Origin of the sequence: Helcococcus sueciensis DSM 17243 (genome assembly GCF_000423145.1) — a bacterium.
Classification (GTDB): Bacteria; Bacillota; Clostridia; order Tissierellales; family Peptoniphilaceae; genus Helcococcus; species Helcococcus sueciensis.
Genome location: NZ_AUHK01000022.1, coordinates 1 through 14,774 on the forward strand (window position 1 = coordinate 1; position 14,774 = coordinate 14,774).

The window sequence follows — 14,774 nt, forward strand, 5'->3', positions numbered from 1 at the left end:
TAGCTATGGCAGATGCTTCAGCTAAGTGGACTAGTAGAATAAGAGGTTGGGATAAGGTGTTATCACAATTATCAATATATTTTGAAGGGAGGATATAATAAAAAAAATAGAAAGTAATAGTAGAAAATATCTGCAAATTTTTAACAAAATTTGACAGTGTATTAATAATGTGTAAAATTAAGTTAAGCTTCATTTCTTAAGAAATGAATATCTATTGATACAAAAAATGTATCAACCCATACCCTTTAATATCAGGAAATAGGTTGATACACAAAATTATTTACAGACCCTTTATTATTCTAAATTAACACTTAATCCAGACTCTTTACTTTTATCTATATAAGCATAAAATTTATTTTTATGTTCTTTTAATTTATCATTTTCACTTTTAATAAATTCTTCATCTGAAATATACATCAAATTTAATTTTGCATTTACAAAAGAAGCTCTAATGCTTGCACTTATTTGAGCTATTGCTACATTAATTTCAGATTTTGCCATATCATCTACATACTGATTTATTATAAATATATATTCAAATAAAACTAAAGCATTTTCGACTAAAGATAAAGATGAATTGTATGCAATTTTATATGCTTTTTGTATTTCTTTCTTACGAAATTTTATATTTTCATCTGTATCTTTAGGTAATTTATAAGCTTTAATTACTTCACCAAACATTCGACCATCATTCATAATGCTTTCGTCATAATAATTTCTTATTTTTTCTACATCTTCATAGAAATCATTATCTATTTTATTTATAAATTTTGAATCTTTTTTTGATGTCATATTATATGCTTTTAATATAAGAGTTGCTGCAAAAGCTCCTGAAAAAGCTCCTACAGATCCCCCACCAGCTCTATTATCAGCTGTTTCAAGGATTTCTAAGTATTCTTTTATTTCCATTTTAATTATATCTTTCCTTTAAAACTCTCTCTATATTTCTTCTATCATCTTTTTCTTTTAAATCTTGTCTTTTATCATATAGTTTTTTCCCTTTACCAAGGCCTATATCTATCTTTATAAGCCCTTTTACTTCTTTTACTTCCAAAGGGATTAAAGCATAGCCTTTCTCAGTAATTTTTGAATTAATTTTTCGTATTTCAACTTTATTTAATAAAAGCTTTCTTGTTCTAGTAGGATCTAATTTACTAAAATTATTGCTATATTCATATGGTGTAACATGCATTCCAACTATAAAAACTTCATTGTTTCTAACCTGACAAAAGGATTCTTTTATAGAGACTCTTGTTTGTTTTATGCTTTTCACTTCATTGCCTTCAAGAACAATTCCAGCTTCAAAATACTCCTCTATATGATAATCATGTTTTGCTTTTTTATTTCTTGCTAATACTTTATTCATTTTCCTCTTCTCTTACTAAACTAAAATCAATTTCTCTAAGTTCTATATTCACTTTATCAACTCTTATAGTAACTTCCTGACCTAGTGAATATATGTTTTTCTTATGATTACCAATTACTCTATAGTTTTCTTCATCAAATTCATAAAAGTCATCATTTAAACTTCTAAAGTGAATTAGACCTTCGATAGTATTTGGTAACTCAACAAATATCCCAAAATGAGTAATAGATGAAATAATTCCTGTATATTCATTTCCAACTCTATCAACCATATATTCGCATTTTTTTAATGCATCTACATCTCTTTCCGCTTCATCAGCTTTTCTTTCAGTTTCAGAAATGTGCTCAGCAATTTTATCTAACTTTTTAAGATATGATCTTTTAACTTTTTTATAATTATTGTGTAAACTTGCTTTTGTGATTCTATGTACAACCAAATCACTATATCTTCTAATAGGTGCTGTAAAATGAGAATAATTTTCTGTAGCTAAACCAAAATGTATATTTGGTTCTCTTCTATATTCTGCCTTTTTCATAGTTCTAAGCATAATATTACTAATTGTATAAGATAAACTAGTACCTTCAACTTCTTTAAGTATCTTTTGAAAGTCCTTTGGATATAATTTATCTCCCTTTATTTGTAATCCAAATCTAGCAATTATAGATCTAAATTCCATTACCTTTTCATCAGAAGGAGCTTCGTGAACTCTATAAATAAATGGAACTTCAATATTTGAAAAATGCTCACCAACGACTTCATTTGTTAAAACCATAAATGATTCAATTAATCGATTAGCTACCCTTCTTTCAGCTACTTTTACATCAATTGGTGTTCCATAACCGTCAAGAATAATTTTAGACTCTTTAAAATCAAAATCTAAAGCACCATTTGAATATCTTTTCTCTTCAAGTATTTGATGAAGTTCATTCATTAAATATAATTTTTCTTCTAATTCAGGATTTTTATAAACACTCTTTTTATTTTCTAATAAATTTGATACATCTTCATATATCAATCTATAATCACTATTTATCACTGATTCATAAAAATCATAATCTATAACTTTTCCCTTTTTATCTATCTTCATCTTAACTGTTAATGTTAATCTATCTTCATTTGGATTCAATGAACATAATCCATTTGATAATGATTCAGGAATCATTGGAATAACTCTATCTAAAAGATAAACCGAATTTCCTCTTTCATATGCATCATCGTTAATTTTTCTATTTTCTGTAACATAATGTGCAACATCCGCTATATGAACATATAATATATATTCCTCTCCATCTTTTTCTATAGAAATAGCATCATCAAAATCTTTTGCATCAGCACCATCAATTGTTACTGTAAATAAGTTACTAAAATCTTTTCTATTTTTCATTTCTTCTTTGCTAGGTTTTTTAGGCAATGAATTCGCATACTCTAAAGTTTCATGTGAAAACTCATCCGGTAAATCAAATTTCTTAGCAATAGCTAGTATTTCAATTCCCGTATCATTCATATTTCCTAGAACTTCTACAATTTTTCCTGTTGGATTTTTATCTTTTTTATCAAAGTATAAAATTTCAACAACAACTTTATCATTATTTTTTGCTTTATTTACATGTTCAGAAGGAATGAATATATCATAATTAGAATATTTACCATCTAAAATAACAAATCCATATTTTTTAACCTTTTGAAAATCTCCAATTAAGACTTCTTTATTTCTTTCAAGTATTTCTACAACTTCACCCTCTGCTTTGTGGTCTTTTTCTGCTTCTTTAGTAACCTTTATCCTAACTCTATCGTTATCTAAGGCTCTATTTAATGATGCTCTGGAGATAAAAATATCTTCAACATTTTCATCATCAGCTATAAAAAAACCAAAACCTTTTCTATTTAATTTAACTTTTCCATCTAATATTCTCATAATACATCCTTTATTTTTAGGGACTTTTTTTAATTATATCATTAAATCTTATATTAATAAAAAACTTTAAAATAAAAAAGTCCAAAAACATATCATATGAACAATTCATTGATAGACATTTTTGAACTTAAAGAATCTTAATTGAGAAATCTCAATTTTAGATTAAAATATAGCCAATAATATAGATGTTACTGCAAATATAACACCAAATACTATAGTAGCTTTGCTTAATATTTGTTCTTTACCCCTTGATGCTGATTTTCCAAACACATTCGCAGATGAACCTGAGATAGATCCCATACCTTCTGCTTTAGGGTCCATTAGTATTGTAGATATAATTATTCCAATACTTGAAATAAGTAATAAAATTACTAAAGCTGTTTCCATATTAACCTCTTTTCATAAATAACAATCATATTGTAACAAAAATATAAGTATTTTTCAATTAACTATAATTAAATCTTTAATTTTTTCAAAAGTTTTATCTCCTATACCTGATATATTTTTTATATCTTCTATAGTTTTAAACTTTTTATCTTCTCTATAATTTATAATTTCTATAGCTTTTTTTTCACCAATACCCGGTAAAGTTGTTAATTGCTCTACACTTGCAGTATTGATATTAATTTTACTTCCATTATCATTCTTTTCTGAAATATCTGATGTATCATCAAAATCAAGCGACCTTTCATTATATGTCTCTCCGATTTTTTTAATATGTATCTTCATTTCATCAAATATCTTTTTAGAAAGATTTATATCCGAAGTGTCTGCATTAGGACATAATCCACCGGCTATATCTATGACATCTATTATTCTTTTACTATTACTCAATTTATAAACACCCGGATTAATCACACAACCTGAAATATCCACATATATTTCTTCAGGAATTGTTTCAATTATAGTCTCTTTTAATCGATTTTTTTCAATGCTTATTTTTTCTTTTGTAGTCTCTTCTATTAAAAAATTTGAATTTTCTATATTAGTTTCCTTTTTATTATTTATATATCCAAATATAATAAATATAGAAGCTAATATAATAATGATAATTTTATCTAAATATTTTTTTATTTTCATACTCACCTCAAGGGCGAGCTGTCTAATCCCATAATTTTTCTATATCGTAAAACTCTCTTGTTTGTTCCGTAAATATATGAACTATAATATCTCCTAAGTCCAATAAAATCCAACTTGCGTCTCTGAAGCCTTCACTGCCTAAGACTTCATATCCTTCTTTTATAACTTTTTCTTCTATTTCGTCAGCAATTGCTTTAGTTTGTTGAATTGAACCACCTGTAACTATAACAAAATAGTCAGCAATAGATGATTTTTCACCAATTTCAATAACTTTTACATTCTCTCCTAGTTTTGAATCAATTGCTTTTAAAACAATATCAAGTTTATTCATTAACTCTCCTTAGTAAATAATTTCTTGCTTTTAAAGTTTCTATATTAATAATAACACGTTTTTTAATTAAATATTCTATTGTAGTATCTAAACAAAGTAATATACCTTTATCCAGATCTTCCAATACTTTATTTCTTACAAGTATTGAGTCCTCAAAATTTCTTCCAGGTTCAGTAAAATCAGATATAAAAATTAATTTCTCCAACAATGTCATATCTTCTTTACCAGTAGTGTGCCATCTTATTGCATCTAAAATTTCAGGATCATTTACTTCATAAATTTCCTTAGCGACATATACCCCTAAAATAGCATGCGCTAATGCAATATCTGCAAATACTTCCTCTCTTTTAAGATTATATTTACTCTTAAATTCTTCAAAGTATTTTTCTTCATTATTTTTAGCACAATCATGCAACAAAGCTGCCAGCATGACTTTTTTTTCATCTAATTCAAGATTTAATAATTTATTTAATTCCAATGCTTCTTCAGTAACTCTTAAAACATGATTGTATCTTGAATCTTTTAAATCAGACTTCAGATTGTCTTTAATTAATTCAATCTTCATTGCCATAGTCTATGCTCCTTGATATATTTAATAGTGCTTTCATGTAATAAATACTTCGGACAATATCCATTTTTTATACTTTTTCTAATATATGTTGATGAAATTTCTAATTGTAAATCATCATAATAAATTAAATTCTTATAAATGATATTAATCCTGTCAAACATTTTTCCATCTATATCATAACCCGGTCTTTTAAAAACCACTAAATTAACCATTTTCAATAAATCTTCATATCTATACCATGTATGAATCTTATTAAATGAATCTGATCCTATAATAAAATAAAAATCATCATTAGTATATATTTTTTTTAATTCATTGATTACATCAAAACTATATGAATTTCCTTCAATATTTTCTTCAACATTTGATATATCAAAGTGTTCGTTATCTTCAGAAATAAGCATTGCCATATTATATCTATGACTAAAATCTAGTAAATCTACCTGTTTATGATAGGGATTAGCTGTAGGTACCAATAGTACTTTATCTAAATTTAGTCTATATCTTGCTTGCTCTGATATAATTAAATGTCCAATATGCACTGGATTAAAAGAAGATCCAAATATACCAATTTGCATAAATACTCCTATGGTAATTTTATAATTTGTTCTTTACTTTGTTTAAATATAACAAACTTATTCCCCATATGGGAAACTAAATCACTATTTGTTTTTTCAATAATTTCATTAATCATTTCATTATGATCTTCTAAACTATTGTTTAAAATTTTAATCTTAACTAATTCACTTGCTGTAAGAGTATCATTAATTTGTGTAATTAAATTTTCACTTATTCCATTTTTTCCAATATTAATTTTTGGATCCATTGTATTTGCAAGTGATTTTAGATATTTTCTTTGCTTTGAATTTAACATATTTCTCCTAACCAAAATATTCAATGGCTACACCATTTACATCTATTGTATCACCATCCATTATACCCAATTCTTCTAATCTATCCATAACTCCCATTTTTTCTAATACAGATTCAAAATGGCTTAAGGATTCAAAATCATCAAAATTAGTTTTTCTTATAAGTTCTACTATTGGATATCCTTCTACTACAAAAACGTCTCCATCTTTATATACATCTATGGTTCTGTCGACTTTGAAAAAGTTTTCTAAATCTAAAACTTCACCTTCATCAAAACTATGATATTCTTTCTTAATATTATTTAATTTATCAAAAATATAATATTTAAGCTTGTCTACACCGTCAGTAGTAGCTGCAGAAGTCTCCATAACTTCAAGCTCTGGGAAATTTAATTTGAATATTTCCAAATTATCTTTTGCCCCTTCAATATCCATTTTATTTGCTACAACAAATAAATCTTTTTCTTTTAATTTGTCACTATATTTTGAAAGCTCATTCATAATAATATTGAAATCATCAATTGGATTTCTGCCTTCAGATCCTGACATATCCAAAACATGTACAAGAAGTCTTGTTCTTTCAACATGTCTTAAAAATTGTAAACCTAGTCCTACACCTTCACTTGCATTTTCAATAATTCCTGGAATATCTGCAATTATATACGAATTTTGATAATCAATTTTAACAACTCCTAAATTAGGAGCTAATGTTGTAAAATGATAATTTGCAATTTTAGGTTTAGCATCAGATAAAATTGACAATAGTGATGATTTTCCAACATTTGGTAAACCTATCAATCCAACATCTGCTATTAACTTTACTTCTAAAATAACTTCAATTTCTTGAGAAGGTTCTCCTGGTTCAGCAAATCTAGGTGCTTGACGTATAGAATTTGCAAATTTAGCATTTCCTTTACCTCCCTTTCCACCTTTTGCTATTAAAAACTCTTCACCATCTTCGACTAAATCAACAATAATTTTATTTGAATTAGCTTCTCTAACTATTGTACCTTCTGGAACATGAATAATCATGTCCTCACCTTTTTTTCCATATTGATTTTTATTTCTTCCTGGTTCACCATTTTGTGCAAAATAGTGTCTTTTATATTTAAAGTCTAAAAGTGTTTGAACATTAGAGTCGGCTTTTAATATGATGCTACCACCGTCTCCACCATCTCCACCAGCTGGTCCTCCATCTGGCTCAAACTTTTCTCTTCTCCAAGCAATGGCTCCATCTCCACCTGCTCCGGATCTAAGAGTAATTTTCGCTATATCTAAAAACATATCTACCTCTAAAAAAAATATCCAGAATAAAAATTCTGGATACTACATTCAAATTAAGCTAATTGTTCTCTTGAATAAACACTAACTTTTTTTCTATCTTTGCCAAATCTTTCAAATTTAACAACACCATCAGCTTTTGCAAACAATGTATCGTCTTTACCGATACCAACATTTTCACCTGGATGAATTTTTGTTCCTCTTTGTCTAACTAGTATATTTCCAGCTAGTACAAATTGTCCGTCTGCTCTTTTAGCTCCTAGTCTTTTAGCTCTTGAATCTCTACCGTTTCTTGTAGAAGATACCCCTTTTTTACTTGCAAAAAATTGTAAATCTAATTTTAACATATCTACACCTCCATGTAGTCTACTCTAATGAATTTGCCATAATGTTTTACTAGGGATTTAATTCCTAATTCAAACTTTTTTAGTATTAATTGGCTATCATGGTTATTTTCAATATTTTCATCTTCTTTTAATAATAATTTAGCTAAATTATTATCGAATACATAATTAATATCATCTTCTTTCATTAAAATATCTGTAAATGTGTCTATAGTATTGACCGCAAGCATTGTAACTGCGGAACATACAATATCATTACCTGGATCAGCATATAATGCATGTCCTGTAATTTCAAACCCTTTGATGATATCTTTCTTTGTATATATCTTTACTTTAATCATTATCCTATTGAATTAATTCTAACTCTTGTATATGGTTGTCTGTGACCTTGTTTTGTTTGAGATCCTTTTTTAGGTCTATATTTGAAAACAACAATCTTTTTACCTTTACCATGTTCTAATACTTCAGCAGAAACTTTTGCTCCATCTACTAAAGGTGATCCAACTTTTAAATCCCCTTCGTTTGAAACTAATAAAACTTCTTCAAAATCATATGAAGATCCTACTTCTGCATTTAATTTTTCTACTTTTAAGATATCGCCTTCTTTTACTTGGTATTGTTTACCACCTGTTTTAATTACTGCGTACATGTATCTTCCTCCTCTAATAAATATTCTCGCTAATAGGGTGAATTTTTTCTTAAAACCCTTAATATGCGGTTTAGATACTCGAATAGTATAGCATTTTATAATCTCAATGTCAAATTAAAATATGATTATTTCAACAAATCCTAAGTTTGAATATCCCAATAATTTAAATTTTATATCATAACTTTTAAATTTTTTATAGATATCTTCTAAAAGTTTCTTTTGATTTTTTTTATCCATTCTTAAAAAGTCTATAATTAGCATCTTCTTAATTTGTCTCAATTTTATTTGAATGGCTATCTCTTCTATTACGAATAAATTTACTTTCAAAGACATATCATCTTTAGAATATTCACTAAATTCATTTTTTGAATTAACATCAATTACTGTGAGAGCCTCAAGCTTATCAATAACAATTTCTAATCCATCAATTTCTATCTTTCTTTTTCTCATCCCGATAATTTCTCTAGATATTTGTGGATGAAAGTTTGGGTTAAAATCTTCTTCAAAATTAACATTATATTTTCTTTTGTTTGAAATGATTTCATAATCATAATTATCTATGAAATCTAATAAAAAATTTCCTTCCTTCAATAATTTTGGAGTAGGAAGCATATTTTTCTCTTTTTTAAGATTTTCATGTTCTTTTATTAATGAATTTAATCTTTTATGGATTTCGTCTTTATTTAACTTTTTACCTTTAGTCCTTAATAAATAAGAATTTCCATCTATTTCAAAAATATTTCTATTATTAAATTTTACAAAAGGTAAATAAACTATATATCCATCTGTTAATGAATATTTTTGAGATAATTCATAAAGCTTATCTCCAGTATTTGTTTCAATAAGCTCTACAATTACATCCATAGATGGTTTTATTTCTGAAATGGTATTTTTCGTTCTCAATAGTCCATTTTTCTCAAGACCAAAATCTAATATATATCCATCCAAGGATTTTATATATCTCAAAACTTTTGCTCGATATATATTACCTTTTAATGTATAATTCTCATCCAAATAAGTTATAAGTCTTTTATCTTTAATTTCTCCAAATATTTTTTTTTCTTTATCATCAAAAATAAATCTAAAATTTTCCATTAATCTATCCAACTAATTTAAGAAACTTTTTATTTTTTGAAAAAAAGAAAAATCATTATAATCTAAAATTTTATCATTTTCTAAATTTTCATATAATTGAACTAAATCATTTTCATTATCATTTAAAAAACCATATATTTTATTGTTTTGAACAAGTTTCACTTCAAATTTCGAGCATATAATATTGTTTTTATTAGCTTTTGGTGAATCACAAATTGGAATTGTTTCATTATTCAAATCGTGATTTGTTATGTCATCAAGTAAGAAAAATACATAATCATAATCTTTAAATATTTCATTTTCAAAAAATTCATGATTTATAAAATCTACTTTTTTCTTATATGAAGACGGTAATAAATCCATGTTATCTTCAATATTAATTATAGCATCTTCCAAAGATATGATACCTGTCAACACATCAGAATTATCATAAATTATATATTCATCTATATCGTAAAGACTTTCTAATTCTCTGCTTTCTTGTATCAAACTAATAATAAGTTTTTTGCCATTAAATTTTTCGATTAGTCTTGGTATATATCCAATAAATTCTTCTTCAACTTCAAAAAAATATTTTTTCATAATTTATTCCTATTCTTCAGTCTCTTGATTTTCATCCATAGCTTCATCATCGGTTTCTTCAACTTCTTCAGGTTCAAATTTATTTGCTCTGTAACTACTAGATATATCTTCTCCTGGTCTTGTCAAAGTAAATCTTGGATCTTTCTTTATATACTTATAATAAGCATATATAATATCATTATTAGCACCACGAACATTTTCTGATTTTGCACCTTCCATTACTGAAAAATAAACAGCAATTTCTGGTTCATCAAATGGCGCAAATGCTATCTCTGAAACAATTCTATCATAAAAATCACCTGTTTTTGGATCAATACTTCCTACATCAGCTGTACCTGTTTTTGACCCAATCTCAAATGGGAAATTACTTCTAAATTGAACTCCTAATGAAGCTCTTCTCATACCTTCTTTAACTATCTTAAAATTATTTTTATCAACACCTGAATCAGTAATTTTAGATTCGTTGACAAATATGTCTTCTGTGTTTTTATAGTTTTTAATAGCTTTTAATAATGTAGGATGAACAAATTTACCTTCATTACCTAATATCGCAGCATACTGAACCATTTGTATCGGTGTATACGAGTTTTGACCTTGACCAATAACCATGTTCACCTTATCATGTTCGTCCCATTTTGCAACATTTATATAGCTATATTTTATTATATCTGCAAGACCAATTGTTCTACCTTCTAAAGGTTCTAATGCTTCATATCCCATTTTTTCTAATTCGTCTATTACTTCTGTTCTAGACATATCTGAGCCTTTATCAAGCCATGCCAAAATATTTGTAATATCATTTTCTAATTTTTCATCAGTAATTTCTACATCTTCACTTGCGTAAGAAGCTAAGTTTTCTCTTAGATAAAAATTAAGCTGTGATCTTACTATAACCAACTTTCTTTCGACTGATGGAATATATCCGCTGGATTCAGTATTATTGTCAATTTCTATTCCTGTTTTATCTTGCATTCCCAATCTTTTAGTCATTGATTGAATATCATCAACAGATACCTGTGTTATATCATCACTTAAATTATTAGGATTATATCCTAGTCCTAATGTGTAAAAATAATAGTTACTTGATACTTCTAATGCAGTATATAAATCAATTCTTCCCCATACTCTTCCTTGTGTAGAATATATAAATTCATAATATTTATTATTATCAATTTCTATAAAACCAGATGTATCAATTGTAGCATTAGGATTCAATCCATTTTCAAGTGCTGCTAATGACACCAATGGTTTAAATGTAGATCCTGGTGGAAAAGCTGACTGAATAACATTATTTACGATTGGTCTAGGAGCGTACATATCATCTGGATTTGAATTATTTAGTGAATCCCAATCATAAGTAGATATTCCATTTACAAATAAATTTGGATTATAGTCTGGTGTTGACACCATTGCTAGAATTTCTCCAGTTTTAGCATTCATAACAACTACTGAAGCCACTTGTGCTTTTGGAGCTTGTGCTAAATCATAATTTCCAAAGTATGATTGATATGGCATTCCTTCTCTTAGAGATTCAAGCATATCATAAGTTATTCTTTCTACTTGTTTTTGGAACTCTAAATCAATAGTTGTATAAACATTATTTCCTGGAACAGCGCTTATTTCTTCAATGGTATCGGTAGTTTGACCATATACATCTGTGTATACAAGCTTTCTACCTTTCACACCTCTTAGAGTATCTTCAAAACTCTGTTCAAGTCCTGATTTACCAACTTTATCATTTGCGTCATATTTTTTATACTGTATATATTCTTCAACTTCACTATTTTCAGAAATGCTTCCTATATATCCTAATACATGAGAAGCTAGATTATCATGAGGATAATATCTCATAGAATCTATTACAACTTCAAAACCTGTATCTTTAGGTATCATTTCTTCAATTTTTAATAATGAATCATTATTTATATTCTTTGCAATAGTTTTTGGAGTATATGCCAAATAACCCTGTTCATTTATTTTATTATTTATAGATAATATACCCAGTTTAAAATATTCGTCATATGACTCAAGTTCATAATCTTTTGTTAATTCAGTGAATACATCCTCCACTTTGTCTGAGTCATAGTTTTTTATCATATCTTCTTTATCACTTAAATATGAATATTCCCAAACATCTTTATAAATTCTTGGATATATACCCTTATCAAACAATGATCTTTCTGCATATGTTATAATATCTTTACTCAAAATAAATTCGTCAATCATTTTATTTTGAGTAGCAAGATCGATTAATCTGTATTCTGGAGAAATAGCTTCATCAGAATCTTCATTTTTATATTTTAGATGAACTTCAAGATTTTCCTCATCTAATGTATATTCTATATTTGTCTCAATTCCACTTTTCTCTAATTTATTAATGAGCGTTGACACTGGAACAACCATGCTATCTGTACTTTTATATATAGATGTCAATAAATCTGAAAGTGAATTTTCTTTAACTAAATTAATAAAATCATCTTTAGGGTTAGAATTTAGAGTTACTGATTTAGAATATTTATTTAATCTTGCTTTATTTTCAATATAATCTATATCTGCTTTATATGTTAAATTAGAAATATTTAAATCTTCTTGTATACCTTTTTTTACCAATAAATCATATACAATCTTTCTTGAAAACGGATGGGAAATAATATAATAAATAAAATTATCATCATTTTCTATTAATGAAGTTAAATAATCCATAGCCGTTGTATTTTCTGTAATAATAGATTGATCAATTAAAGCTTCATATTCAGAGTTTTTTATGAATTTAACTTCAACCACATCTCCTGTATTCACTTCAATTGGTATAGTTTTACCTCTCAACGACAAATAGTCTGTAACTCTTTTTATAGGATAAAAATATATTCCATTATCTATTTGAGTTTTTGAAAGAAATATATCTTTTAATAAATTTTCTTTTTGAATTTTTTGTATTACTTTATTAGTCGGTAATTGTTTGTTTGTAAAATATGAATTTTCATCTTCATAAACAAACTCATTCAGGCTAATAAAATAATCTTCAAGATAATTAATTCCATCTTGATCAAGAATAGTTATCAATTTTGAAAGAACATCATTTTTAGATTTTCTATCAAGTTCATCAAATCTATCTTTGTATGCTACTAAATTATATGTTGCTTTATTTGTAGCAAGATTTTTACCATTTCTATCATATATTATTCCTCTAGTAGCTTCTAAATTAACTTCTTTAATTCTATTAGTGTCTGAAAATGATCTATACTTTTCCCCTTCAACTATTGTAAGTTGAAATAATCTAAAAAATAATACAAAAAAAGCAATTAGAAAAAGAACTAGAATTAAGTTTAGTCTACTTTTTTTCATATTGCCTCCTTAAAATAGATTTTTAACTCGTTTTTTATCCATACTACTATATATAAAATGTAAAATAGCAAATATTACTAAAGTAAAAATTAATTCAGCAATTATTGTAAATACTAAATCATATATATTTACAAAATAGAATTTTCGATTTATTAAATATGAGCTGATTAATCTAAAAATATTTTTAAATAATATTGCAAATATTATTGATATATTTCCATATGATAAACTGTATTGGTTTTCTTTAACATTTTTAAAAGTATAATATGAGATTAAATAGTACAATAATGCATTAAGACCAATTACTTGTCCAAATGATAAATCTTGAAATATTCCTTGTAAAATTGCATAATATACAATGCTTTCTTTTTTCTCAAACATTGCTAATATTACAATAATAGGTATTGTTATACTTGGTGTATATCCATAAAATTCATATCTTGATAAAATAGATAAATCAATGATTAAATTTAATATAAACAATATTATAATTAAATATCTCTTTTTCATTAATTATCTCCTCTCAATACAAATACTTCATATAGTTTTGCAAAATTAACTGGACTTAAAATAGTTACTAATTGATTTAATCCATCTTGAGACATCTTTACTTCTGTAATTTTGCCTAAATATAATCCTCTTTGATATAGTCCTCCAGTACCTGAAGTATATACAGAATCTCCAACTTTTATATCAGCCTTATTAAGCATATAGCCTTCAAGATATCCATTATTTCGGTTTCTTATAACTCCAATTGTGTTGGATTTTCCATGTTCAAAAGTTATATTATATTTATCATCATATATAGAAGATATTACTGAAGTGGTTTCATTTACTTCAATTACCCTTCCGACTAATGACCCCAAAGTATTAGTTTCATTGCTTCCATAAGAACTTATAATTTCATCTCCTATGTTTACCCCATTCAATGATCCCTTATCAATCATAAATTGTGAAAATTTTGAATCATTGTCTATCATAATTAAATTAGCATTTAAAGTATTTGTTAATTCTTTAAATTTAATAGATTGTTTTAAATATTCTTGATTATTTAAAACAAATTCCAAATTATTAACTTTTGATTTTAATTCTTCATTTTCTTTTGTAAGTTTATTCACCATATCTCTATTTGGTTTTGTACCGATTACTGCGTCTATCGCATCAGTAGTTACTTTAGAAACTTTGGTAGTTAAAAGAGTTATTGGTTTAGTTATAAAACTATATACTCTACTACCAATTCTACTTGCATCAGGATTAATTGACGTAAGTAAAATTAGTGAAAAAAGCACTAAAACTCTAATTATATGTTTTTTATTTACTCTATTTTTATTATAATATAACAT

18 protein-coding genes are annotated in these 14,774 nt (G+C 26.3%); all 18 read right to left on the reverse strand.

Features of this window, described 5'->3' with window-relative positions:
* Nucleotides 1-294 precede the first annotated feature (294 nt).
* A complete protein-coding gene (locus G534_RS0105755; RefSeq protein WP_027348281.1) occupies nucleotides 295-909 on the reverse strand; it encodes a cyclodeaminase/cyclohydrolase family protein in 615 nt (204 codons plus the stop codon).
* Nucleotide 910: 1 nt separating this feature from the next.
* Nucleotides 911-1,366, reverse strand: a complete 456-nt coding sequence (smpB, locus tag G534_RS0105760) for an SsrA-binding protein SmpB (RefSeq protein WP_027348282.1) — start codon at nucleotides 1,364-1,366, stop codon at nucleotides 911-913.
* On the reverse strand, nucleotides 1,359-3,281 hold the full coding sequence (gene rnr, locus G534_RS0105765; RefSeq protein WP_027348283.1) for a ribonuclease R: 1,923 nt from the start codon (nucleotides 3,279-3,281) through the stop codon (nucleotides 1,359-1,361). Before rnr ends, smpB begins: the two co-directional genes overlap by 8 nt.
* A 162-nt stretch (nucleotides 3,282-3,443) precedes the next feature.
* Complete coding sequence (secG, locus tag G534_RS0105770) at nucleotides 3,444-3,668, reverse strand: preprotein translocase subunit SecG (RefSeq protein ID WP_027348284.1); 225 nt, start codon at nucleotides 3,666-3,668, stop codon at nucleotides 3,444-3,446.
* A gap of 54 nt (nucleotides 3,669-3,722) precedes the next feature.
* Entirely contained in the window at nucleotides 3,723-4,361 is a 639-nt protein-coding gene (locus tag G534_RS0105775; RefSeq protein WP_027348285.1) for a DUF655 domain-containing protein, read from the reverse strand.
* A 22-nt stretch (nucleotides 4,362-4,383) separates the two neighbouring features.
* Nucleotides 4,384-4,692: a ribosome silencing factor gene (rsfS, locus tag G534_RS0105780; RefSeq protein WP_027348286.1), complete on the reverse strand. Its 309-nt coding sequence runs from the start codon at nucleotides 4,690-4,692 to the stop codon at nucleotides 4,384-4,386.
* Entirely contained in the window at nucleotides 4,685-5,263 is a 579-nt protein-coding gene (gene yqeK / locus G534_RS0105785; RefSeq protein ID WP_051177445.1) for a bis(5'-nucleosyl)-tetraphosphatase (symmetrical) YqeK, read from the reverse strand. Before yqeK ends, rsfS begins: the two co-directional genes overlap by 8 nt.
* Nucleotides 5,254-5,841, reverse strand: a complete 588-nt coding sequence (gene nadD / locus G534_RS0105790) for a nicotinate (nicotinamide) nucleotide adenylyltransferase (protein ID WP_034596048.1) — start codon at nucleotides 5,839-5,841, stop codon at nucleotides 5,254-5,256. The genes yqeK and nadD overlap by 10 nt, the downstream gene beginning before the upstream one ends.
* An 8-nt stretch (nucleotides 5,842-5,849) precedes the next feature.
* Entirely contained in the window at nucleotides 5,850-6,137 is a 288-nt protein-coding gene (gene yhbY / locus G534_RS0105795; RefSeq protein WP_027348289.1) for a ribosome assembly RNA-binding protein YhbY, read from the reverse strand.
* A gap of 7 nt (nucleotides 6,138-6,144) precedes the next feature.
* Nucleotides 6,145-7,419: a GTPase ObgE gene (obgE, locus tag G534_RS0105800; RefSeq protein ID WP_027348290.1), complete on the reverse strand. Its 1,275-nt coding sequence runs from the start codon at nucleotides 7,417-7,419 to the stop codon at nucleotides 6,145-6,147.
* Nucleotides 7,420-7,472: 53 nt separating this feature from the next.
* Nucleotides 7,473-7,763, reverse strand: a complete 291-nt coding sequence (rpmA, locus tag G534_RS0105805; RefSeq protein WP_027348291.1) for a 50S ribosomal protein L27 — start codon at nucleotides 7,761-7,763, stop codon at nucleotides 7,473-7,475.
* 2 nt (nucleotides 7,764-7,765) lie between these two features.
* Complete coding sequence (locus G534_RS08040) at nucleotides 7,766-8,101, reverse strand: ribosomal-processing cysteine protease Prp (protein ID WP_034596051.1); 336 nt, start codon at nucleotides 8,099-8,101, stop codon at nucleotides 7,766-7,768.
* Nucleotides 8,101-8,409, reverse strand: coding sequence for a 50S ribosomal protein L21 (gene rplU, locus G534_RS0105815; protein ID WP_027348292.1), 309 nt, complete (start codon nucleotides 8,407-8,409; stop codon nucleotides 8,101-8,103). The genes G534_RS08040 and rplU overlap by 1 nt, the downstream gene beginning before the upstream one ends.
* Nucleotides 8,410-8,523: 114 nt before the next feature.
* The gene (locus tag G534_RS0105820; RefSeq protein ID WP_027348293.1) at nucleotides 8,524-9,504 is read right to left on the reverse strand and encodes a ribonuclease E/G; all 981 of its coding nucleotides are present in this window, start codon (nucleotides 9,502-9,504) and stop codon (nucleotides 8,524-8,526) included.
* A 12-nt stretch (nucleotides 9,505-9,516) separates the two neighbouring features.
* Complete coding sequence (locus G534_RS0105825) at nucleotides 9,517-10,086, reverse strand: hypothetical protein (protein WP_027348294.1); 570 nt, start codon at nucleotides 10,084-10,086, stop codon at nucleotides 9,517-9,519.
* Nucleotides 10,087-10,095: 9 nt separating this feature from the next.
* Nucleotides 10,096-13,431, reverse strand: coding sequence for a penicillin-binding transpeptidase domain-containing protein (locus tag G534_RS0105830; protein WP_027348295.1), 3,336 nt, complete (start codon nucleotides 13,429-13,431; stop codon nucleotides 10,096-10,098).
* A 9-nt stretch (nucleotides 13,432-13,440) separates the two neighbouring features.
* Entirely contained in the window at nucleotides 13,441-13,941 is a 501-nt protein-coding gene (mreD, locus tag G534_RS0105835; RefSeq protein ID WP_027348296.1) for a rod shape-determining protein MreD, read from the reverse strand.
* Complete coding sequence (mreC, locus tag G534_RS0105840) at nucleotides 13,941-14,774, reverse strand: rod shape-determining protein MreC (protein ID WP_027348297.1); 834 nt, start codon at nucleotides 14,772-14,774, stop codon at nucleotides 13,941-13,943. The genes mreD and mreC overlap by 1 nt, the downstream gene beginning before the upstream one ends.